Origin of the sequence: Nocardioides sp. NPDC004968, assembly GCF_040608935.1 — a bacterium.
GTDB lineage: Bacteria > Actinomycetota > Actinomycetes > Propionibacteriales > Nocardioidaceae > Nocardioides.
This window is the reverse complement of the sequence record NZ_JBEXJF010000012.1, coordinates 100,979-121,172: the sequence shown is the minus strand read 5'-3', so window position 1 is coordinate 121,172 and position 20,194 is coordinate 100,979. Positions and strand designations below refer to the sequence as shown.

The 20,194-nt window shown below is 69.9% G+C and carries 20 protein-coding genes; 13 read left to right on the top strand and 7 right to left on the bottom strand.

Annotated features, from left to right (window positions below; all coding sequences use genetic code 11):
• Positions 1-64: 64 nt before the first annotated feature.
• The 10 genes from ABZU72_RS14450 (at position 65) to ABZU72_RS14405 (ending at position 7,611) form a co-directional block, all read left to right on the top strand.
• Positions 65-622: an XRE family transcriptional regulator gene (locus tag ABZU72_RS14450; RefSeq protein WP_355019533.1), complete on the top strand. Its 558-nt coding sequence runs from the start codon at positions 65-67 to the stop codon at positions 620-622.
• 80 nt (positions 623-702) lie between these two features.
• Positions 703-966, top strand: coding sequence for a type B 50S ribosomal protein L31 (locus ABZU72_RS14445; RefSeq protein WP_355019532.1), 264 nt, complete (start codon positions 703-705; stop codon positions 964-966).
• Positions 963-2,081 carry a GTP-binding protein gene (locus ABZU72_RS14440; RefSeq protein WP_355019531.1) on the top strand — a complete coding sequence of 373 codons (1,119 nt, stop codon included), beginning with the start codon at positions 963-965 and terminating at the stop codon, positions 2,079-2,081. The genes ABZU72_RS14445 and ABZU72_RS14440 overlap by 4 nt, the downstream gene beginning before the upstream one ends.
• Positions 2,082-2,112: 31 nt before the next feature.
• The gene (gene rpmF / locus ABZU72_RS14435) at positions 2,113-2,289 is read left to right on the top strand and encodes a 50S ribosomal protein L32 (protein WP_355019530.1); all 177 of its coding nucleotides are present in this window, start codon (positions 2,113-2,115) and stop codon (positions 2,287-2,289) included.
• A 28-nt stretch (positions 2,290-2,317) separates the two neighbouring features.
• Positions 2,318-2,554, top strand: coding sequence for a 30S ribosomal protein S18 (gene rpsR, locus ABZU72_RS14430; protein WP_355019529.1), 237 nt, complete (start codon positions 2,318-2,320; stop codon positions 2,552-2,554).
• Between the two features lie 4 nt (positions 2,555-2,558).
• Positions 2,559-2,681: a type B 50S ribosomal protein L36 gene (ykgO, locus tag ABZU72_RS14425; RefSeq protein WP_141780388.1), complete on the top strand. Its 123-nt coding sequence runs from the start codon at positions 2,559-2,561 to the stop codon at positions 2,679-2,681.
• Positions 2,682-2,821: 140 nt separating this feature from the next.
• Positions 2,822-4,363: an ABC transporter substrate-binding protein gene (locus ABZU72_RS14420; RefSeq protein WP_355019528.1), complete on the top strand. Its 1,542-nt coding sequence runs from the start codon at positions 2,822-2,824 to the stop codon at positions 4,361-4,363.
• On the top strand, positions 4,360-5,319 hold the full coding sequence (locus tag ABZU72_RS14415) for an ABC transporter permease (protein ID WP_355019527.1): 960 nt from the start codon (positions 4,360-4,362) through the stop codon (positions 5,317-5,319). Before ABZU72_RS14420 ends, ABZU72_RS14415 begins: the two co-directional genes overlap by 4 nt.
• 76 nt (positions 5,320-5,395) lie before the next feature.
• Complete coding sequence (locus ABZU72_RS14410; RefSeq protein ID WP_355019526.1) at positions 5,396-6,223, top strand: ABC transporter permease; 828 nt, start codon at positions 5,396-5,398, stop codon at positions 6,221-6,223.
• Positions 6,220-7,611: an ATP-binding cassette domain-containing protein gene (locus ABZU72_RS14405; RefSeq protein ID WP_355019525.1), complete on the top strand. Its 1,392-nt coding sequence runs from the start codon at positions 6,220-6,222 to the stop codon at positions 7,609-7,611. Before ABZU72_RS14410 ends, ABZU72_RS14405 begins: the two co-directional genes overlap by 4 nt.
• Positions 7,612-7,677: 66 nt before the next feature.
• On the opposite strand, the gene ABZU72_RS14400 is transcribed toward ABZU72_RS14405, so the two are convergent.
• The 5 genes from ABZU72_RS14400 to ABZU72_RS14380 form a co-directional block, all read right to left on the bottom strand.
• Positions 7,678-7,971, bottom strand: a complete 294-nt coding sequence (locus tag ABZU72_RS14400) for an HU family DNA-binding protein (RefSeq protein WP_355019552.1) — start codon at positions 7,969-7,971, stop codon at positions 7,678-7,680.
• 99 nt (positions 7,972-8,070) lie between these two features.
• On the bottom strand, positions 8,071-9,822 hold the full coding sequence (locus ABZU72_RS14395; RefSeq protein WP_355019524.1) for an ABC transporter ATP-binding protein: 1,752 nt from the start codon (positions 9,820-9,822) through the stop codon (positions 8,071-8,073).
• Positions 9,819-11,519, bottom strand: a complete 1,701-nt coding sequence (locus ABZU72_RS14390; RefSeq protein ID WP_355019523.1) for an ABC transporter ATP-binding protein — start codon at positions 11,517-11,519, stop codon at positions 9,819-9,821. The genes ABZU72_RS14395 and ABZU72_RS14390 overlap by 4 nt, the downstream gene beginning before the upstream one ends.
• A 117-nt stretch (positions 11,520-11,636) precedes the next feature.
• Positions 11,637-12,308 carry a TrkA family potassium uptake protein gene (locus tag ABZU72_RS14385; RefSeq protein WP_350720306.1) on the bottom strand — a complete coding sequence of 224 codons (672 nt, stop codon included), beginning with the start codon at positions 12,306-12,308 and terminating at the stop codon, positions 11,637-11,639.
• A complete protein-coding gene (locus ABZU72_RS14380) occupies positions 12,308-12,970 on the bottom strand; it encodes a TrkA family potassium uptake protein (RefSeq protein ID WP_355019522.1) in 663 nt (220 codons plus the stop codon). Before ABZU72_RS14380 ends, ABZU72_RS14385 begins: the two co-directional genes overlap by 1 nt.
• A gap of 121 nt (positions 12,971-13,091) precedes the next feature.
• On the opposite strand from ABZU72_RS14380, the gene ABZU72_RS14375 reads away from it, so the two are divergent.
• The 3 genes from ABZU72_RS14375 to ABZU72_RS14365 all read left to right on the top strand — a co-directional run bounded on the left by ABZU72_RS14375 (position 13,092) and on the right by ABZU72_RS14365 (position 18,192).
• The gene (locus ABZU72_RS14375) at positions 13,092-15,107 is read left to right on the top strand and encodes an APC family permease (protein WP_355019521.1); all 2,016 of its coding nucleotides are present in this window, start codon (positions 13,092-13,094) and stop codon (positions 15,105-15,107) included.
• Positions 15,104-16,306, top strand: a complete 1,203-nt coding sequence (locus ABZU72_RS14370) for a TRAM domain-containing protein (protein ID WP_355019520.1) — start codon at positions 15,104-15,106, stop codon at positions 16,304-16,306. The genes ABZU72_RS14375 and ABZU72_RS14370 overlap by 4 nt, the downstream gene beginning before the upstream one ends.
• A 254-nt stretch (positions 16,307-16,560) precedes the next feature.
• Complete coding sequence (locus ABZU72_RS14365) at positions 16,561-18,192, top strand: MFS transporter (protein WP_355019519.1); 1,632 nt, start codon at positions 16,561-16,563, stop codon at positions 18,190-18,192.
• A 58-nt stretch (positions 18,193-18,250) separates the two neighbouring features.
• On the opposite strand, the gene ABZU72_RS14360 is transcribed toward ABZU72_RS14365, so the two are convergent.
• Both ABZU72_RS14360 and ABZU72_RS14355 read right to left on the bottom strand, forming a co-directional pair.
• Entirely contained in the window at positions 18,251-19,036 is a 786-nt protein-coding gene (locus ABZU72_RS14360) for a hypothetical protein (RefSeq protein ID WP_355019518.1), read from the bottom strand.
• Positions 19,033-19,950, bottom strand: a complete 918-nt coding sequence (locus ABZU72_RS14355) for an ATP-binding cassette domain-containing protein (RefSeq protein ID WP_355019517.1) — start codon at positions 19,948-19,950, stop codon at positions 19,033-19,035. Before ABZU72_RS14355 ends, ABZU72_RS14360 begins: the two co-directional genes overlap by 4 nt.
• Positions 19,951-20,194: the final 244 nt, after the last annotated feature.

Below are 20,194 nucleotides of genomic sequence, written 5' to 3'. Positions count from 1 at the left end.
TTCAGTGGCACAATGACAGAACGGCAAGGCTTCTTGCAGAAATGGCAAATGGGAGATGGAGCACATGATCGACGAGCTCAAGCAGGTCGGCCCGCGGATCCGGGCGATCCGGCACAGCAAGGGATGGACCCTGGACCAGCTGGCCGCGATGGCGGAGATGTCTCCGAGCACGCTGTCCCGGCTCGAGTCGGGCAAGCGGCAGGCGAGCCTGGAGCTGCTGATCCCGCTGACCCGTCACCTCGGCGTGGGTCTCGACAGCCTGGTGACGCCGTCGGTCCCGGATCCGCGGGTGCGCCGGCCGGTGATCCGCCGTGACGGCATGGAGATCGCGCCACTGACTCCCGAGGGCTCGCCGGTCAACACGTTCAAGATCACCTACGAGCCGGTGATCGAGGTGCCGGAGCCGCGGGTGCACGACGGCTACGAGTGGCTCTACGTCATCTCCGGCAAGCTGCGGCTGCTGCTGGGCGACCGCGACCTGGTGCTGACCCGCGGTGAGGCGGCCGAGTTCGACACCCGGGTGCCGCACGCGATCTTCGCGACCGGGTCGCGCCCGGCGCAGGTGCTGAGCATCTTCAACAGCGACGGCGTACGCATGCACACCCACACCGCCGAGGGGTGAGTCTCGCCTCGATATGAGTGGGGCCGTGATCCTGTGTGTAGAATGAGAACCGTTATCATTAACTACAGCGGGAGATCCCCATGAAGCAAGGCATCCACCCCGTCTCCGGGCCGGTCGTCTTCCGCGACCGCTCGGCCGACAAGCTCTTCCTGATGCAGTCGACGATCCTCGAGCGTCTCGCCGACGACCACGAGCGGGTCACCTGGGAGAACGGTGAGACCTACCCGGTCGTCGACGTCGACGTCTCCAGCGCCAGCCACCCGTTCTGGACCGGACGCGGCCGCGTCGTCGACACCGAGGGACGGGTCGAGAGGTTCAAGCGCCGCTACGGGCGTGGCCGATGACCACGCCTTGGCCGCGGTCTCCCCGCAATCTGTCCCGCCCGAAGGTGCCGGTGATCCTGGTGAGCGGGGTCGCGGAGAGCGCGATGCTCTCGGCGACCATCTCGCTCCAGTTCGGCCTCCCCGACGCGGTCATGGTGCGCCACATCATCGACCCCGAACGCCAGCTCCTCACCCGCGTCGTCAGTGACCTGACCGGCGTGATCGAGCACGAGGAGATCAACCTCGCCCACGCCTGTGTGGCCTGCGCGATCCGCGAGGACATCGTGCCGACGCTCGAGCGCCTGGCGGCCCAGGGCCGTTGGGGGAGCATCGTGGCGTGCCTGCCGGTCGCCGCCGAGGCGATCCAGGTCTGCCGGGTGCTCGCCTGGGCTCCGCGGATGGCGCCGCACATCTCGATCGCCGCTGTCGTCGCGGCGCTCGAGGGTGCGACCGTCGCCGAGGACCTGCTCGGTCCCGACCTCCTCGACGAGCGTGGGCTGGCCACCTCCGAGGACGACCGTCGCGGCGTCGCCGAGGTCGCCAGCGCGATCGTCGAGTACGCCGACGTCGTCAGCATCACCGAGGCCCCCGAGCCCGAGGAGGAGTCGCTGGTCGCGACGCTCGCCCGGCCGGGTACGCCGGTGGTGACCGACCCCTCGATCCTGGACGCCGCCGGCCTGGTCGCCGGCGTGCACCGTCACCACGCGGTCGAGGCGTGGGTCGCGGAGGTACGCCGCAACGCGCTGCCGCCGTTGCCCGAGGGTGGCGCCTGGCGGCTCGACCTGCGCTCGGAGCGTCCGATCCACCCGGTCCGGTTCCAGGAGGAGCTGGAGCGTCTCGGAGGTGGCCCCCGCCGCTCGCGCGGCTGCTTCTGGGTGCCGACGCGACCCGACGACATCTGTGTCTGGGACGGGGCCGGTGGCCAGGCGAGCGTGGGCTCGACCCAGAAGTGGGGTCGCACCGAGCGGCTCACCCGGATCGTCGTGATCGGCATCGACGACGAGGCCGATGAGATCCCACGGGCCTTCGAGCGCGCCCTGCTCACCGACCAGGAGATCGCCCAGCGCGGCCAGATCTGGGAGGAGTCCTGGGACGGGCTCGAGGACTGGCTCGGCCCCATCGGCCGCGCCGCCTGAATTCGCATCCACCACCCCGAAGGAGGCCGCCATGGCCGTACCCAAGCGCAAGATGTCGCGCAGCAACACCCGCCACCGCCGGTCGAGCTGGAAGGCGACCTCGGTCGCGCTCGTGCCGGTGACCGTCGACGGCCAGAGCCACGACGTGCCTCGTCGCCTGGTCCGCGCGGTCCAGCGCGGCTACGTCGACCCCGCCAAGCTCCGCTGACAGACTCTGTTGAAGGGAAAACCAACTGATGCCCAAACGACCGCCGTCTCCCGTCCGCAAGCGGCGCAAGCCGCAGCTGGCGCCGGACGTGACCTACCTCGACTACAAGGACGTGCAGCTGCTGCGTACGTTCATCTCCGACCGCGGCAAGATCCGCTCGCGCCGCGTCACGGGACTCACCCCGCAGCAGCAGCGCGCGGTGACCAAGGCGATCAAGAACGCCCGTGAGGTCGCGCTGCTGCCCTACATGAGCACGAAGGGATAGCCCCATGAAGGTCGTCAACTCCATCCGGTCGCTGAAGAACCAGCCCGGCTCCCAGGTCGTACGCCGCCGCGGCCGGGTCTTCGTCATCAATAAGCGCAACCCGCGCCTCAAGGCACGTCAGGGCTGAGTCCGGCCCGCTCCGAACGACGGCCCCGCAGCTCTGTGAGCTGCGGGGCCGACGTCTGTCTGCTGGACCTCCGTCAACCAAGTTGCAGATGGTAATCATTCTCATTAGGGTTCGGGGTCACCTGACTGGAAGGCAGCAACATGCACATCCGCCCCCACCTGCGAGGTGTCGCGGTCCTCGCGGCCGTCGTCCTCGCGGTTACCGCGTGCGGCTCACGATCCGCCAGCCCGAGCGACACGCTGCGCATCGCCGGACCGTTCGAGCTGCACAGCCTCGAGTCGTCCGCGGACGGCTACTTCTTCACCCGGCTCCAGGTCACCGAGACGCTGGTGACCGCCGATGTCGACGGTGCTCTCGCGACCGGCCTGGCCACGTCGTGGGCGGCCGAGGACGACAACCGGACCTGGACCTTCGAGCTGGTCGAGGACGCCGAGTTCCACGACGGCGAGCCGATGACCGCCGAGAACGTCGTCGCCGTTCTCGAGAAGGTCGAAGCCGAGGCCGCCAGCCCGCTGGCCGACGTCGGCGTCGAGGCGATCCGGGCGGAGGGCGGCTCGGTGGTGATCGAGCTCGCCGACTCGTACGTCTCCCTGCCTGCGGTGCTCAGCCACTACAGCACCGCGATCCTGGCGCCCTCGGCCTACGACGAGGAGGGGAAGGTCGAGGACGTCATCGGCACCGGGCCCTACCGGATCGAGACGATCCAGATGCCCTCCCGCATCGAGACCGTACGTGTCGCCGACTGGCGTGGCGAGGAGCCCGACGTCGAGGAGGTCTCCTTCCAGGCCGTCGGCCGCGCCGAGAGCCGTGCGGTGATGGCCACCAGCGACCAGGCCGACGTGGTCTTCGGGCTCGAGCCGGCCGGTCGCGAGCGGGTTGAGAAGACCGACGGCGTGGACATGGCCTCGACCCTGCAGCCCCGCACGATCCACATGAAGATGAACGCCGGTGACCCGGCGCTGAAGGACGTACGCGTCCGGCAGGCGATCAGCCTGGCGCTGGACCGGGAGGCGATCGCCGAGGCGGTGCTGAGGGAGAAGGAGCTCGCCGCGACCCAGCTGATGCCGCCGACCCTGAAGGACTGGGACGCCGACCTCGAGCCGCTGACCTACGACACCGATGGTGCCAAGGCGCTGCTGGCCGATGCGGGCTGGAAGGCCGGCGCCGACGGCACTCTCACGAAGAACGGCGATCCGCTGCGGCTCGAGCTGCTGACCTACCCCGACCGGCCCGAGCTGCCGGCGCTGGCCACCGCCATCCAGGCCGAACTCGCGAAGGTCGGCGTGCAGGTGGACGTCGAGGTCTCCAACTCAAGCGAGATCCCGGCCAAGCACGCCGACGGCACTCTTCAGATGGCGCTCGTCGCCCAGTTCTTCGCGCTGGTCACCGACCCGCTGCCGACCGTCGCCGACACCTTCGGCGAGGGTGGGTCCGACTGGGGCGCCATGGGCTGGAGCGACCCCGCCGTCGCGGAGGCCGTGGCCGCGCTGACGACGGGAGCCGAAGGTGCCGAGGGCGCCGCGCACCGCGAGACGATCGTGCGGGCGGCGCAGGAGCAGCTGCCGCTGGTCCCGGTCGCGTGGTACCGGATGAACGCCGCGGTCAGCGACCGGGTCGACGGGTTCGTCCTGGACTCCCTCGAGACCACCTGGCGGATCACCGACGTCGAGCTGGCGTCGTGAGGACGCGGGTCGTCGGGGGCGTGCTCGTCCGGCGGGCGGCGCAGGCTCTCACTGTTGCGGTCGGCGTATCGGCGCTCTGCTTCGTGATCACCCAGCGGTTGCCGGGGGACATCGCCTACCGGATCGCGGCGGGGCGCTACGGCTACGACATGGTCGACGCGGCCGCGGCCGCCCAGGTGCGCGACGAGCTGGGACTGGACCAGCCGCTGTGGCAGCAGCTCGGCGCGTGGGTGGTCGACCTCCTCCGGCTCGACCTGGGCCGGTCTCTGGTCACCTCCCAGCCGGTGCTCGAGGAGGTCGGGTTCTACCTGGCGGGCACGCTGCAGCTCGCTGGGCTCGCGATCGTCATCGCGGTCGTCCTGGGTGCCGGGATCGGGGTCGTGGCCGCGCGCCGGCCGGGCGGGATCGCCGACCGGTTCGCATCGCTGTGGGTCGCCGGCGTACGGGCCGTGCCACCGTTCCTGCTCGGGCTGCTGCTGATGATCGTGCTCTCGGCGCAGCTGGGGCTCTTCCCGGCGGTCGGGCACGGGGGCGGGAGCATCGTGCTGCCCGCACTGACCCTGGGGCTCGGACTCTCCGGGCTCATCGCGCGGGTGACCAGGGACGCCGTCGTGGAGGTCCGCGGCTCGGCGTACGTCGAGTTCGCCCAGACCAAGGGGCTGGCCGAGAGGTGGGTGCTGGTCAGACACGTGGTGCGGAACGCCGCGGTCGTGCTGGTGCCGTACCTCGGAGTGCAGTTCGTCGTACTGATCGAAGGAGTCGTCGTCGTGGAGAGCCTCTTCGCCTGGGACGGGCTGGGCCACTCGCTGGTCCACGCCGTCTTCTGGCGCGACATCCCGGTGCTACAGGCGTCCGCGCTGGTGCTGGCGCTGCTGATCGTGCTGGTCAACACGCTGGTCGACCTGGCCGTCGCCTGGCTCGACCCGCGGCCGCGGGGACGGGCGGTGGCGGCATGAGCGAGCGTCAGCGAGCGACCATAGGCCTCAGGCCGCCGGGTCCGTATTCTTCGATCTTCTCTACGGAGGCGGCGGCATGAGCATGCTGATGCTGGAGCAGACGCTCGGGTCGCGGCCGCAGCGGTCGTGGAACCGGGTCGCCGCTGTCGGTGGGCTGGTCCTGATCGCCGCGTTCGCGCTGGTCGGGCCGCTGGTGCTGCCCGACCCCGCGAGCCAGGACCTGGCTCGCTACCTGCAGCCGCCGTCGCTGTCGGACCCGCTCGGGACCGACGACTACGGGCGTAGCGTCGCCTCCCGGGTAGCGCACGCCACCCGGGTCTCGCTGCTGCTCGCGCTGGTGTGCGTGGCGACCGCGCTGGTCCTCGGCTTCGTCGCCGGGGTCGCCTCGGCCTGGTTCGGTGGCTGGGTCGACGCGCTGCTGCGCTCGGTCTCTGAGGCCTTCGTGGCGGTGCCGGCGCTGCTCGTGGTGCTGCTGGTCTCGGCGCTCGCCGCACCCGGGAGCATGGTGGCGCTCTACGTGGGACTCGCGCTGGTGCAGTGGGTGGAGTTCTTCCGGGTGGTGCGGGCACGCAGCGCCCTGGTGCTCGGCTCACCCGCCGCGGAGGCGGCCGGGCTGCTGCAGCTCGGCTGGACCCACGTCGTCCGCCGCCATCTGTGGCCGGCACTGCGCCCGCTGCTCGTGACGCTGGCCTCGCTCGGCATGGTCACCTCGATCCTGGCGATGTCGACGCTCGGCTTCGTCAAGGTCGGTCTCCAGCCGCCACGCGCGGAGCTGGGCCTGATGATCACCGAGTCGTTCCCGTTCTACGACGCGGCGCCGTGGATGCCGCTGGCCCCGGTCGGCGTCCTGTTCCTGCTCACCGTCTGCCTGCTCGGGCTGCGATCCCCGGAGGACGGGCGATGAACCTGAAAGCCACCGGAGTGGTCGTACGCACCGGATCGCTCGTCCTCGCCGACGTACCCGAGGTGCGGATCGAGGCCGGGCGTGCGCTCTCGATCGTCGGCGAGAGCGGCTCGGGCAAGTCGGTCCTCGCCCACGCGCTCATGGGTACGCTGCCGCCCGAGCTGGCAGCCATCGGGTCGCTGACGATCGGGGATGAGTCCTTCGATCTCGCCGACCGGGACGGCCGGCGGAAGCTCTGGGGTCGCGAGGTCGCCCTGCTTCCGCAGGAGCCCGCGCTCGCGCTCGACCCGACGATGCGGGTCCGCGCCCAGGTCGCCGAGGGCGCACCGGGCTGGTCGCCACGCAGCGTCTCGGCGGCCCGGGCCGCTGATCACCGGCTGGGCCAGGTCGGGCTGGCTGACGCGGGCGGTGCCTACCCGCACACCCTCTCGGGCGGTATGGCCCAGCGGGTAGCGTACGCCGCGGCGACCATCGGCGGTGCCAGGCTGCTGATCCTCGACGAGCCGTCCAAGGGCCTCGACCGGGCGTCGGTCGACCAGCTCGCCGATCTGCTGCTCAGCCACCTCGACGAGGGTGGTCTGTTGCTCACCATCACCCACGACCTACGCCTGGCCCGCCGGCTCGGCGGAGAGGTGATGGTGATGCGCGAGGCGGCCGTGGTCGAGTCCGGGCCGGCCGAGGAGGTGCTGACCACGCCCACCGGCGACTACACCCGACGACTGCTGGCCGCCGAGCCCTCACGCTGGGACCACCCCTGGATGCGTTCACAGGCGCCTGGCGGGAGCGAGCTCCTGGTCGGCGCCTCGGGTCTCGCGAAGGCGTACGTCCACGGGCCGGTCTTCGAGGGTCTCGACCTCGAGATCAGGGCCGGTGAGCGGGTCGCGATCACCGGGCCCAGCGGCGCGGGCAAGACGACGCTCGGCAATGCGCTGCTCGGGCTGACCCGGCTCGACGCGGGGTCGGTGACGTACGGAGAAGGGGTGGGCCGGGGACGGCTGCAGAAGCTGTACCAGGACCCGGCGCTCTCCTTCCCGCAGCAGGTGAGCCTGGAGAAGGCGCTCGGCGACGTGATGCGGCGCCATGGTGTGGGGGAGGCGGAGGTGCGGGCGTCGCTGGAGCGGCTCGGCCTGCCCTACGAGATCCTGCGCCGCCGGCCGGGGCAGGTCTCCGGTGGTGAGCTGCAGCGGATCGCGGTCGTGCGGGCGATGCTGCCGCGTCCTGCGCTCGTCTTCGCCGACGAGGCCACCTCGCGGCTCGACCTGGTCACCCAGGAGCAGACCGTGGACGCGCTGATGAGCGAGATCGCCGAGAGCGGGGCCGCGCTGCTCCTGGTCACCCACGACACCGACCTGTCGGCTGCGGTCGCCGACCGGGAGATCGCACTCTGAGAACAGTCAGGAAATCAAGGAAGGGCCGGGTCATGACGACCCGGCCCTTCTTAGGTGTCCAGGGACTCAGCCCTTGGCGACCCGCTCCTTGAAAGCGGAGCCGGCCTTGAACGCCGGGCCCTTCGAGGCCGGGATGTTGATCTCGGCGCCGGTCTGCGGGTTGCGGCCGGTGCGAGCCGAGCGCTCGCGCGACTCGAACGTACCGAAGCCGGGCAGCGTGACCTTGTCGCCGTTGGCAACGGCCGCGCTGATCGCCTCGATGGCGGCACCCAGGGCGGCGGAAGCCTGCGTCTGGGTGATCTCGGCCTGCTTGGCGATTTCGCTCACCAGGTCGGTGCGGTTCATGCGATCTCCTTTAATCGTTGATCCGAGCCGCAAAGGTTGACGAGATGCGGCTCGTCGCCAGCGTAGGCCAGACCTGGGGATCTTCAACGTTCACGCGCGGCGTGTTCCGCGTGGTTACGGGCTCTGCGGGCCCTCGAGGAGCCGCCAGCCCTCTGCTTGCGTACGTTCGCGCCAGAAGTCGAGGTAGCGGCCGCGGTGGGCGAGGAGCTCCTCGTGGGACCCGCGCTCCACGATCCGGCCGCCGTCGAGGACGACGATCTGGTCGGCGGCGACGACCGTCTGGAGGCGATGGGCGATGACGATGACCGTACGGTCGGCGGAGAGCGCGGTGAGCGCCTCCTGGACCGCGGCCTCGTTCTCGGCGTCGAGGGCGGCGGTCGCCTCGTCGAGGAGGACGACAGGGGCGTCCTTCAGCAGCGCCCGGGCGATCGAGACCCGCTGCTTCTCGCCACCCGAGAGCGTGGAGCCGGCCTCGCCGATCCGGGTCTGCCAGCCGTGGGGGAGACGGTCGACGATGTCGTCGACGCGGGCCAGCCGGGCGGCCTCCAGCAGCTCGTCCTCGGTGGCGTCGGGCCGCGACATCATCACGTTGTCGCGAAGGGTGCCCTCGAAGAGGTAGACGTCCTGGAAGACGATCGAGACGCGCCGCATCAGCGCCTCGGTGCCGAGATCGCGTACGTCGACCCCACCGAGCATCACCGAGCCCGACGTGACGTCGTGGAACCGGGCGACCAGGCGCAGCAGGGTGCTCTTGCCTGAGCCCGAGGGCCCGACCACGGCGGTCAGCGAGCGCGGCGGCGCGGCGAGGGAGACCTCGTCGATGACCCGGGCGGTGCCGTCGTAGGAGAAGGCCACGTCGCGCAGCTCGATGCCGCTGTCGGCCGGCTCGCCCGGCGCGGACGGCTCGGGGAGCGGCTCGAGGGCGAGCACATCGAGGACACGTCGCAACGAGCCCTCGGCGATCCGCAGTGCGCTGGAGAGCTCGCCGTAGTCGATGAGCGACTCCACGAACCGCACCGTGAGGACGAGGAGCCCGATCGCCGTGGCCGGGGTGAGAGTGCCGCCGAGACTGAGGTGGACGGCCAGCGCGATCACCAGGGTGAGCAGCGCCTGGATGGAGAGCAGCTGGATCCCCAGGCCACCGAACCCGGTCACCAGCAGCCGTCGCGACGCTCGCTTCTGCTCCCGCAGCGCGTTCTCGACCAGCTCGTTGCCGTGGACGGTGCGGCCGAAGACACGCAGCGCCGGCTGGTTGAGCGCGAACTCGACCACGCGCGCCGAGCCCTCCGCCATCGCGGCGTCGTAGGCGCCTTCGCCGCGGCCGACGATCGTCGCGAGGAGCCGGGTGGTGGCGAGCACGGCGACGACTCCGACGAGGAGCGCGAGCGCCAGGCGCCACTCCAGGAACGCCATCGCGACGACGACGGTGACGGGGCTGACCACCGCGGCGATCAACGGCCTGAGCAGATGGCCCGGCACCGAGGCGATGTCGGTGGCGCCCTTGGAGGCCATCCGGGAGAGCTGCCCGGTGCGGTCCTGGTCGTACCAGCCCAGCGGCAGCCGCACGGTGTGGTCGCCGAGCCGGGCCAGGGTGATGTCGAGCAGGTCGCAGGCCAGGTCGTAGCCGTCCAGGTTGCCGACCGTCAGCGCCACGTGATGGGCCACGAAGAGGCCGGCGAGCACGCCCAGCCAGGTGGTCGCCGCGTCCCAGTCCTGGCGCAGCGCGGCGTCCAGGACCGGCACCACACAGGCGAACGCCAGACCCTGGAGTACGCCGGTGGTGACGAACATCGCCACGACCCGGGCGAGCTGGCGGCGATGAGCGGGATCGAGGAGGTCGGCGAGGAGACGGACGATGGTGATCATGCCGACTCCTCCTCGGCCCAGCCGTCCACCGGGTGGGCGCGCTGGTCGGCGGCCCAGAGCCGCGCGTAGCGCCCGCCCAGCGCGAGGAGCTCCACGTGGGTGCCGAGCTCGGCGACCCGGCCCTCGTCGAGGACCACGATCTGGTCGGCCGCGGTGACCGTCGAGAGCCGATGCGCGATCACGAGCAGCGTACGTCCGGCGACGAGGCGGGACAGCGCCCGCTGGACGAGCGCCTCCGACTCGGGATCGGCAGCCGCGGTGGCCTCGTCGAGGACGAGGATCGGGGTGTCGGAGAGCAGGGCGCGGGCGATCGCGACCCGCTGCCGCTCGCCGCCGGAGAGCTGGCCGTCCTCACCGACCACCGAGTCGTAGCCTCGCGGGAGCTCGTCGATGCGGCCCGCGATCTGCGCGGCCTCGGCCGCGCGGCGTACCTCCTCGTCCGGTGCCTCGGGATGAGCGAGCCGGATGTTGTCGCGGATCGAGGTACGCAGCAGCCCGGTGTCCTGGAAGACGAAGGAGACCTGCTCGTAGAGCTGTGCGCTCGTCATCTCGCGCAGGTCCACCCCGGCGATCGTGATCCGGCCGGCGGTGGGGTCGGCGAAGCGGGGCAGCAGCTTGGCCAGGGTCGACTTGCCCGAGCCGGAGTGGCCCACGAGCGCGGTCACCGTGCCCGGTTCGAGGACCAGGTCGATGTCGTGGAGCACCGGTGACGCGTCGGGAGAGTAGGAGAAGGAGACGTTGTGAAGCTCGACGCGAGCGGAGTCTGGGGCTGGGCCCGGGGCGGCCGGCTCCGGAAGCTCGGGCTCGGCCAGCAGACGCTGGATGCGCCGGGCCGCCTCGGTGGCCTCGCGCAGCTCGCGCGCGGCGTAGCCGGCGACGGTGACCGGCGCGGTCATGGCCAGGCCGAGGACGAGGAAGGGAACCAGGTCGGGCCCGGTGATCTGGCCGGCCCGAAGCATCCAGACCCCGGCCCCGAGCACGAGGACCAGAGTCAGCGCCGGCGTCAGCGCGAGCTCCATCAGCAGCATCCCCAGGGCGGAGTGTCGCATCCAGGCCCGGTTGAAACCGCCGAACCGGGTGGCGACCTCGGCCAGGCGCCGGTGAGCCTGCCCAGTCGCGCCGAAGGTCTTGATCTCGGCGATCCCGCCGGTGTTCTCGACCGTCGCCGCGGCGAGCTCGGCCAGCCCGGCGTCGTAGTCACGGTAGAGCGCCGCGGCACCCCGCATCGAGATCCGGAACCCGACCAGCCCGAGCACGAGCGGAACCAGGGTGACCAGGGCGAGCGGCGGAGAGACGACGAAGAGATAGCAGGCCACGACGGCCGGCAGCGTGATCGCCGCCGTCAGCTCCATGACCGAGTGCGCGACCAGGTGGTGCAGCGCGGCGACGTCGTCCTGCACGGCCTTCTTGACGGTGCCGGAGTTGCGTTCGGTGAACCACGCCAGCGGCACCCTGCCGAGCCGGGCGACCAGCAGCCGGCGCAGGTGGATGGAGAGGTCGAGGTCGGCGACGTGGGAGAGCCACGACGAGCCGAGCACCGTCGCCAGGCGTACCAGCAGCGCCGCCACGCTCGTCCAGACCACGACCCAGGCACGGCTCGCGTCGACCCCGGCCCCGGACGCCGCGGGCAGCAGGATCCGGGCGAGCTCGACGATCCCGACCAGCGGCACCAGGCCGGCGACGGTCGAGACGACCATCAGCAGGAGGCTGGCGACCAGCCTTCCCCGGACAGGACGAAGTGTCTGGAGGAGGGGGGAGCGAGCCAACTGTTGTCCTGCCGAGATCGAGGGGTGCTGCGTACGAGGTCCTCGGCGTCAGCCGCCGTGACCCGTGGGGGCGAGAAGACGCTCGAGCTCGTCCTCCTTCTCGGTGGGCACGACGAAGAGGAGCTCGTCGCCCTGCTCGAGAGGCTGCTCGGGGGTGGGTACGTAGACCTGGCCGTCACGCAGCAGCGTGACCAGCGCACAGTTCTCCGGGAACGGCACCAGACCGGTCGGCTTGCCGACGTAGGGGGAGTCGGCGGGCAGCGTGATCTCGACCAGGTTGGCCTGGCCCTGCCGGAAGGTGAACAGCCGCACCAGGTCGCCGACGGTGACGGCCTCCTCGACCAGCGCGGACATGATCCGCGGGGTGGAGACGTTGACGTCGACGCCCCAGGCCTCGGTGAAGAGCCACTCGTTGTTGGGGTGGTTGACCCGGCCGACGGTGCGCGGCACGCCGAACTCGGTCTTGGCCAGCAGCGAGCAGACCAGGTTGGCCTTGTCGTCACCGGTCGCGGCGATGACCACGTCGCAGTTGTCGAGCCTGGCCTCCTCGAGCGAGGAGAGCTCGCACGCGTCGGCGAGCAGCCACTCCGCGTCGGCGACCCGCTCGGGCTTGATCGAGCCCGGGTTCTTGTCGATGAGGAGCACCTCGTGGCCGTTGGTGATCAGCTCACTGGCGATGGACCTTCCCACGGCTCCGGCTCCCGCAATCGCTACTCGCATCAGTCTTCCTCGGGGCCGTTCTTGATCGTCTTGTACGCCTGCGCGGTGTTCTCCTCGCGCATGACGATGTGGAGCACGTCGCCCTCCTGGATCACGCTCTCGAGGACCGGGAGGACACCCTCGCCGAGCCGGTCGATCCAGGCGATGCGGCTGCCGGACTGGCGTTGGAACTTGATGGTCCGCTGGCCGACCCAGGACTCGGGCATGATGACCTGGTCGATGCGGATGTTGCCCGACATGTCGCGGAAGTCGGGTTCGGCGCCGGCCGGGAGGAGCCGGCGGAGCACCTGGTCGGCGGTCCACTTCACGGTCGCCACGGTGCTGATCCCGAGGCGCTGGTAGACCTCGGCGCGGCCGGGGTCGTAGATGCGGGCCACGACCTGCTGGATGCCGAACTCCTCGCGCGCCACCCGGGCGGAGATGATGTTGGAGTTGTCACCGCTGGAGACCGCCGCGAACGCCTCGGCCCGCTTGATGCCGGCCTTGAGCAGGACCTCGCGGTCGAAGCCCATCCCGGCGACCTTGTCGCCGTTGAACCCGGGTCCGAGCCGACGGAACGCCTCGGAGTTCTGGTCGATGACCGAGACCGTGTGGTTACGGTCCTCGAGGCTCCTGGCCAGGGTCGAGCCGACGCGGCCACAGCCCATGATCACTACGTGCACCGTGTCATGATTGCACTCGCCCGGGCCGCGCGTCGCCTACGCCCTCGAAGTTGGCGTGTTCGGATGGGCGTGGCGATCCGGAAGCGCGCCGAAGCCGCGATGTGCCGTAGCGTCTGCGGTTGTGGGTGTTGGTGATGTCTCCAAGCGGATCCTGATCGGTCGCAAGCTCCGTAGCTCTCAGCTGGGCGAGACGCTGCTGCCGAAGCGCATCGCGCTACCCGTTTTCGCCAGCGACGCCCTCTCCTCGGTGGCCTACGCGCCCGACGAGATCTTCATCATGCTGGCGGTGGCGGGAGCCTCGGCGTACGCCTGGTCCTGGAAGATCGGCCTGGTCGTCGCCCTGGTGATGCTGACCGTGGTCACCTCCTACCGGCAGACGGTGCACGCCTACCCGAGCGGCGGCGGCGACTACGAGGTCGCGACGGTCAACCTGGGGCGTAAGGCGGGCGTGACCGTGGCCAGCGCCCTGCTGGTCGACTACGTGCTGACGGTGGCGGTGTCGATCTCCAACGCCGCGCAGTACGCCGCCAGCGCGATCCCCAGCCTGATCGGTCACGAGGTCCTGGTCGCCTCGATCGCGATCGTGCTGCTCACCGCGACGAACCTGCGCGGCGTGCGCGAGTCCGGGACGTTCTTCGCGATCCCGACCTACCTGTTCATGTTCGCCATCCTCGGCATGGGCATCTACGGGATGGTCCTGCTGGTGACCGGCAACCTGCCGGAGGCCGAGAGTGCCGCCCTCCACATCCGCCCCGAGGAGGGCTGGGAGGGCACGCTCAACCAGGTGGCGCTGATCTTCCTGCTCGCCCGCGCGTTCTCGTCCGGCTGTGCGGCGCTGACCGGTGTAGAGGCGATCTCCAACGGCGTACCCGCCTTCCAGCGGCCGAAGAGCAAGAACGCCGCCACCACGCTGCTGCTGCTCGGCCTGATCGCGATCACGATGATGATGAGCATCATCGTGCTGGCAAACCAGATGAGCATCCGCTACGTCGACCCGCACGCGCTCGACAACCTTCGCACCGCCGCCGGCGACGCGGTCCCGGACGGCTACGAGCAGCACCCGGTGATCTCCCAGATCGCGGCCGGGGTGTTCAACGACTTCCCGCCGGGCTTCTACTTCGTCATCACCGTCACCGGCATCATCCTGGTGCTCGCCGCCAACACCGCGTTCAACGGCTTCCCGGTGCTCGGCTCGATCCTCGCCAAGGACGGCTACGCGCCCCGGTCGCTCGGGGCGCGTGGCGACCGGCTCGCCTACAGCAACGGCATCGTCTTCCTGGCGGTGCTGGCGATCGCGCTGATCATCGTCTTCGAGGCGCAGACCACCAAGCTGATCCAGCTCTACATCGTCGGAGTCTTCGTCTCGTTCAACCTCAGCCAGCTCGGCATGATCCGCCACTGGACCCGCCATCTCGCCACCGAGCGGGACCCGAGCGAGCGGCGCCGGATGCAGCGTTCGCGGGCGATCAACACCTTCGGTCTCGGGATGACCTCGGTCGTGCTGGTGATCGTGCTGATCACCAAGTTCCTCGCCGGCGCCTGGATCACGATCCTGGCGATGGGCTTCTTCTACGTCGTCATGCTGGGGATCAGGCGCCACTACGACAACGTCGCTCGCGAGCTGGCCGCGGACGAGCAGGACAAGGTCATGCCGACCCGGGTCCACGCGATCGTGCTGGTCTCCAAGCTCCACAAGCCGACGCTGCGAGCGCTGGCCTTCGCCCAGGCGACCCGGCCCAACGCGCTCGAGGCCGTGACGGTCTCGACCTCCGACTCCGACACCGCCGAGCTGCTGAAGCAGTGGGACGAGCGCAACCTGCCGATGCCGCTCAAGGTGCTCCACTCGCCCTATCGCGAGCTGATCCGCCCGGTCGTGGAGTACGCCTCGGCGATCCGTGACGCCAACCCGCGGGGCGTCGTGGCGGTCTACATCCCCGAGTACGTCGTCGGCCGCTGGTGGGAGCAGTTCCTCCACAACCAGACGGCGCTGCGGCTCAAGGGCCGGCTGCTGTTCACCCCGGGTGTCATGGTCATCTCCGTGCCCTACCAGCTCGCCTCCGGCAAGGAGCGCGCCGAGGAGCTGCGCGAGGAATACTGGCTCGCGCCTGGCCTGCGTCGCGGAAGCGGACGCCGATGAGCCGCCCGCAGCGTCCCGCGCCCCGTGGGCGGCGGCCCCGTCCCAAGGCCTCGAAGGGCGAGTCGTACGTCGGTCGTCGCTTCGAGGTCGAGGTCGGCCCGGTCGCCCACGGCGGCCACTTCGTCGCCCGGGTGCAGATCGAGACCGGCACGTCCAGGGAGGGTTCCCGCGTCGTCTTCGTACGCCACGCCCTGCCCGGTGAGCAGGTGGTCGTCGAGATCACCGAGGGAACCGCCGGCGACCGGTTCTGGCGCGGCGACGCGGTCTCGGTGATCTCGGCCGCACCGGAACGGGTCGTTCCGCCATGCCCGTACGCCGGTCCGGGCCTCTGCGGCGGCTGCGACTTCCAGCACGTCTCCGTGTCCGCCCAGCGCGAGCTGAAGGCGACGGTGCTGCGCGAGCAGCTGGTCCGCCTGGGTGGCCTGTCGGCCTCGGACCCGCTGGTGTCCGAACTGGCCGTCGAGGCAGTCCCTGGGGATGAGGACGGGCTGCGCTGGCGGACCCGTCAGCGCTACACGACCGCCCCGGGTGGCGGCCGAGGCATGCGGAAGTACCGCTCCCACGACGTCATCCCCGTCGACGACTGCCTGATCGCCACCACCGACGCCCGCGAGCCGGGTGCCGGGACGGTCGTGGAGCAGGTCGCCGTCGGGGGAGCGGAGCACTCCTTCGAGGTCTCCGCGGACGGCTTCTGGCAGGTCCACCCCGGCGCGCCCTCGACGCTGGTCTCCGCGGTGCTGTCCGCCCTCTCACCTGCCCCGGGCGACACCGTCCTGGACCTCTACGCCGGCGTCGGCCTCTTCTCCGCCTTCCTCGCCGACCGGGTCGGTCCCACCGGACGTGTCGTCGCCGTCGAGGGCGACCAGACCGCCTCCGCTCTCTCGGTGGGCAACGTCCCCACCGCCGAGGTCAGCGCCGGTGATGTCGCCACCGTGCTGGGACGCCTCGAGGAAGATCCCTTCGACCTCGTCGTCCTCGACCCGCCCCGTGAGGGTGCCCGACGGAAGGTCGTCGAGGCCGTCGTCGCGCGTTCGCCTCGGAAGGTCGCGTACGTCGCCTGCGACCCCGCCGCACTGGCTCGCGACGTCGCGATCTTCGCCGAGCACGGCTACCGGCTGCGCTCACTGCGCGCCTTCGACCTGTTCCCGATGACGCATCACGTCGAATGCGTCGCGCTGCTCGCTAGAGCCCGACTCTGACCTGAGGCGCAGCGATTCGCGATGAAGGCACCTCGCTCACACGATGGGGATGAGGTTCAGGAACGCAGGCTGGAGCAGTTCCAGCGGCGAATGTAGCCCCTGCGCCTCGCCCGCAGCGGGTGAAGCGACGGCGACCTGGGCCTGCGACGGTACAGAGAGACAGTTTCCTCAGCTGGGTGGTGCCCATGACCTGTCTGTCACTTCGCACCCGCCGAGGATCGAGCCGACCGAACGCATCGAGGAGGTGAGCAACCGTGACCGCGGGTGATTCCCAGGAGACGCAGACGGACTCAGCAGCGAAGACGAACTGGTTGCCGCTGGTGGCGTTGGCCATCGCCCAGTTCGTCATGGTGCTGGACCAGTCGGCGATGAACGTCTCGATCAGCGCGCTGGTGGCGGACTTCGACACGACGGTGACCACGATCCAGGCGGTGATCACGCTCTACTGCCTGGTGATGGCGATGTTCATGCTGACCGGCGGCAAGATCGGCGACATCATCGGTCGGCGCAAGACGTTCGTCATCGGTCTGGTCATCTACGCGTGCGGTTCGGCGATGACGGCGTTGGCGCCGTCGGTGGCCATCCTGACGCTGGGTTGGTCGGTGCTGGAAGGGCTCGGTGCGGCCCTGGTGCTTCCGGCGATGGTGGCACTGATCGCAGGCAACTTCGAGGGCGCCTCGCGGAAGGCGGCCTACGCCGTGATCGGCGGGGTCGCCGGTGCCGGGATCGCCGTGGGTCCGATCCTGGGCGGTTGGGCGACCACCGAGTACTCGTGGCGGATCATCTTCGCCGGTGAGGTGCTGTTGGTGGCCCTCATCCTGGTGATGACCCCGAAGGTGGCCGACGCGGTGAGGACCGGACCGGCACCGAGACTCGACATCGTCGGCACCGTGCTGTCTGCCACGGGCCTGGGCCTGGTCGTGCTCGGGGTGCTGCAGTCGAGCACCTGGGGGTGGGTCAAGCCGACAGACGACTCCCCGGTGACGCCGTTCGGATTCTCACTGACGGTTTTCGTGATCGGCCTCGGGGCGGTCCTGTTGTGGGGCTTCAAGGCGTGGCAGGCTCGCCGAGAGAGTAGTGGACGCGACCCGCTGGTGCACCTGGCGCTGCTGAAGATCGCCCCGCTGCGCTCCGGCCTCGTCGGCCTGTTCAGCCAGAACCTGATCCTGATGGGCGTCTTCTTCACGATTCCGTTGTATCTACAGCTGGTGATCGGGCTCGATGCCCTGGATACAGGCCTCAGGATGCTGCCCGTCTCCATCACCATGTTCCTCGCCTCGGCAGCCGGGTCACGGCTGTCCCGCCGCTTCGCCATCCGGTCGATCGTGCGGGCCGGTCTGGCGACCAGCATGGTCGCAGCCGTGCTGCTCTTGGCCACGATCGAGCCGGAGCTGGACGACTCGAGCTTCGCCTGGTCGATGGCGGTGCTCGGCGTGGGGATGGGTCTGATCGCATCGCAGCTCGGCAACGTCGTGCAGTCCTCGGTCGACGCCTCGGGTCGGGGAGAGGCCGGCGGGCTGCAGTTCACCGGCCAGCAGCTCGGCTCGTCACTGGGCGTGGCCCTGCTGGGGGCGATCGTGCTGTCGGGGCTCACCAGCGCCTTCGTATCCAACATCTCTTCCGATGAGCGGATCAGCAGCGCGGTCTCCGAGCAGGTCGGCGTGGCTGTCGGGTCCGGAATCGACTTCGTGTCCGCTGACCAGATCGGAGCAGCTGCCCAGGAGGCTGGGCTGGACGAGCCGACCACCGAGGCGCTCGTCGAGGACTACGAGTCCGCACAGCTACAAGCGCTCAAAGCCGGGCTGCTCGCCGCGGCATTCCTTGCCCTGCTCTCACTGGCGTTCACCAGGGACCTGCCGCATGAGACTGCGGCGGGAAGCGCCTGAGGCCGACTTCTGCGGTGGGGCACGGGTGTGTGCACACCATGTGGCGCGAATTCGTGGGTCAGTTGATCTCGCGACGCACCGTGCGGACGAGACCGACGGCCAGCGGTGCCGCCACCCACAGGACTATGGCGACGAGGATCTGCGCCGTGTGGCCGGACCATTGGCCGTTGAGCAGCCAGGTGAAGGCGGTCGAGTAGTCGAGCCAGTTGGCCACCACCTGCGATGCCGTGCCCAGAAGCGCGAACCCGATGGGCAGCACGAAGGAGGCGACGATCGCGGCCGCCGAGTTGTGCATCAGCGCACCGAGCGCCACGCCCGTCATGATGTTGAGCAGCACGTACGCCAGGAAGGCCACCATGAGGCCGATGTTGAGGTCGGCCTCGAGTGTCCGACCTGACGCTGCGGCAACGCCGAGACCCACAGCGGTGACCAGCGCGCCGAACACCGCCGCGCCGACACCCAGCATCAGGGAGACCACGATCTTGGCGATGACGACCCGCATGCGTCGCGGCTCCTGGGTGAACGTCGTGAGGTTGGTGCGCTGGCTCCACTCGCTCGTCAGGGTCAGGATCGCCACCACAGGCAGCAGGATGCTCAGGGCGACCGCCGCGAATCCGAGGTAGCTCGTGTAGGACTGCTCGATGCTCGACGGGGACACGATCGGCACCAGCATGAGGCCCACTGTCGACACCGCGACCGCGGCGAGCAACCACCGTGAGGCTCGGGTGTCGGACGCCTTGCCCCATTCGACACGAAGCAGGCGACTGAACGGGATGGCGGGGAACATCACGTCTTGCGACGTGGAGTCGGCGGTGCCGACAGGATGAGTCATCGTGGTGGTCATGCTGCTGCCTCCTGGGTTGGTGCCGCGTCCGCGGCGGTGAGTGAGAAGAAGAGCTGTTCGAGACCGCCCGCGTCGGAGTGGCGCAGCTCGGTGAGGAGCACCTGCTTCTCGAACGCGATGCGAGCCACCGTCTCTGTGGTCACGGCCCCGCCGACCATGTCGACGACGAACGTCTGGTCCGGGCCGGCGACGTAGTCCACACGGGCGGCGCGGAGGGCGGCGGCGAGTGCTTCCGTGTCGGGGGTGCGCACCAACAGGCTCGAGCTGGCCAGCAGCTCGTCCATCGGTCCGGACGCGACCACGGCGCCCTGGGAGATGACGACGAGATGGTCGGCGGTCGCCTGCACCTCGTGCAGCAGGTGACTGGAGAGCAGCACGGTGCCACCACGGTCGGCGAAGTCGCGCAGTAGCCGACGCATCCAGGCGATGCCTTCGGGGTCCAGCCCGTTCGCCGGCTCGTCCAGGATCAGCACGTGCGGGTCGCCGACGAGCGTCTGGGCGATCCCCAGGCGCTGCCGCATGCCGAGGGAGTAGCCGCCCACTCGTCGGTCGGCCGCGTCTGCCAGTCCGACGCGGTCCAGCAGCTCGTCGACCCGATCGGTCGACACACCAGCCATTCGCGCGGCGATGGTCAGGGTCGCGCGACCGGTACGCCCGGCGTGCATCGCCGAAGGGTCGAGCAAGGTCCCGACCACTCGCGTGGGATTGGGCAGCTCGACGAACGGGTGACCGGCGATCAAGGACGTCCCGTGGTCGGGTCGAGCAAGACCGACGAGCATCCTCATGGTGGTGGACTTTCCCGCGCCGTTGGGGCCCAGGAAGCCAGTGATGGTGCCGGGTTCGCAGTGAAGAGAGACATCACGTACGACCGGGGCATTGCGGTAGCTCTTCGTGAGAGCGGTTGTTGTGATCATGTCGGCAAGCGTGGCTGCTGGACGGGTCTTCGCACATCGGGCGGCGGGCTAGGACCGCACCACCAAAAGAGCTCGCGAGGCCGAGCGAATCGCGCCTTTCGTCGCGGGTCCGCGTCGACCTTCGTTGGTGTCACTGGCGCGAACGGGCCGCCTATACTGAGGTCATGTCAGGCCACGAATGATCTGGGCCAAGCAGCTGATGCCGTTGTCACCGGGGACACAGTCCGATCCATCGCTGCTGGAC

What these genes read in the sequence shown, in the direction of transcription:
- rpmF (WP_355019530.1), top strand. Translation starts at nt 2,113, where the DNA reads ATGGCCGTACCCAAGCGCAAGATGTCGCGCAGCAACACCCGCCACCGC.
- ABZU72_RS14445 (WP_355019532.1), top strand. Translation starts at nt 703, where the DNA reads ATGAAGCAAGGCATCCACCCCGTCTCCGGGCCGGTCGTCTTCCGCGAC.
- ABZU72_RS14410 (WP_355019526.1), top strand. Translation starts at nt 5,396, where the DNA reads ATGAGCATGCTGATGCTGGAGCAGACGCTCGGGTCGCGGCCGCAGCGG.
- ABZU72_RS14420 (WP_355019528.1), top strand. Translation starts at nt 2,822, where the DNA reads ATGCACATCCGCCCCCACCTGCGAGGTGTCGCGGTCCTCGCGGCCGTC.
- ABZU72_RS14355 (WP_355019517.1), bottom strand. Translation starts at nt 19,950, where the DNA reads ATGATCACAACAACCGCTCTCACGAAGAGCTACCGCAATGCCCCGGTC.
- ABZU72_RS14440 (WP_355019531.1), top strand. Translation starts at nt 963, where the DNA reads ATGACCACGCCTTGGCCGCGGTCTCCCCGCAATCTGTCCCGCCCGAAG.
- ABZU72_RS14385 (WP_350720306.1), bottom strand. Translation starts at nt 12,308, where the DNA reads ATGCGAGTAGCGATTGCGGGAGCCGGAGCCGTGGGAAGGTCCATCGCC.
- ABZU72_RS14370 (WP_355019520.1), top strand. Translation starts at nt 15,104, where the DNA reads ATGAGCCGCCCGCAGCGTCCCGCGCCCCGTGGGCGGCGGCCCCGTCCC.
- ABZU72_RS14405 (WP_355019525.1), top strand. Translation starts at nt 6,220, where the DNA reads ATGAACCTGAAAGCCACCGGAGTGGTCGTACGCACCGGATCGCTCGTC.
- rpsR (WP_355019529.1), top strand. Translation starts at nt 2,318, where the DNA reads ATGCCCAAACGACCGCCGTCTCCCGTCCGCAAGCGGCGCAAGCCGCAG.
- ABZU72_RS14390 (WP_355019523.1), bottom strand. Translation starts at nt 11,519, where the DNA reads ATGGTCGTCTCGACCGTCGCCGGCCTGGTGCCGCTGGTCGGGATCGTC.
- ABZU72_RS14395 (WP_355019524.1), bottom strand. Translation starts at nt 9,822, where the DNA reads ATGATCACCATCGTCCGTCTCCTCGCCGACCTCCTCGATCCCGCTCAT.
- ABZU72_RS14360 (WP_355019518.1), bottom strand. Translation starts at nt 19,036, where the DNA reads ATGACCACCACGATGACTCATCCTGTCGGCACCGCCGACTCCACGTCG.
- ABZU72_RS14450 (WP_355019533.1), top strand. Translation starts at nt 65, where the DNA reads ATGATCGACGAGCTCAAGCAGGTCGGCCCGCGGATCCGGGCGATCCGG.
- ykgO (WP_141780388.1), top strand. Translation starts at nt 2,559, where the DNA reads ATGAAGGTCGTCAACTCCATCCGGTCGCTGAAGAACCAGCCCGGCTCC.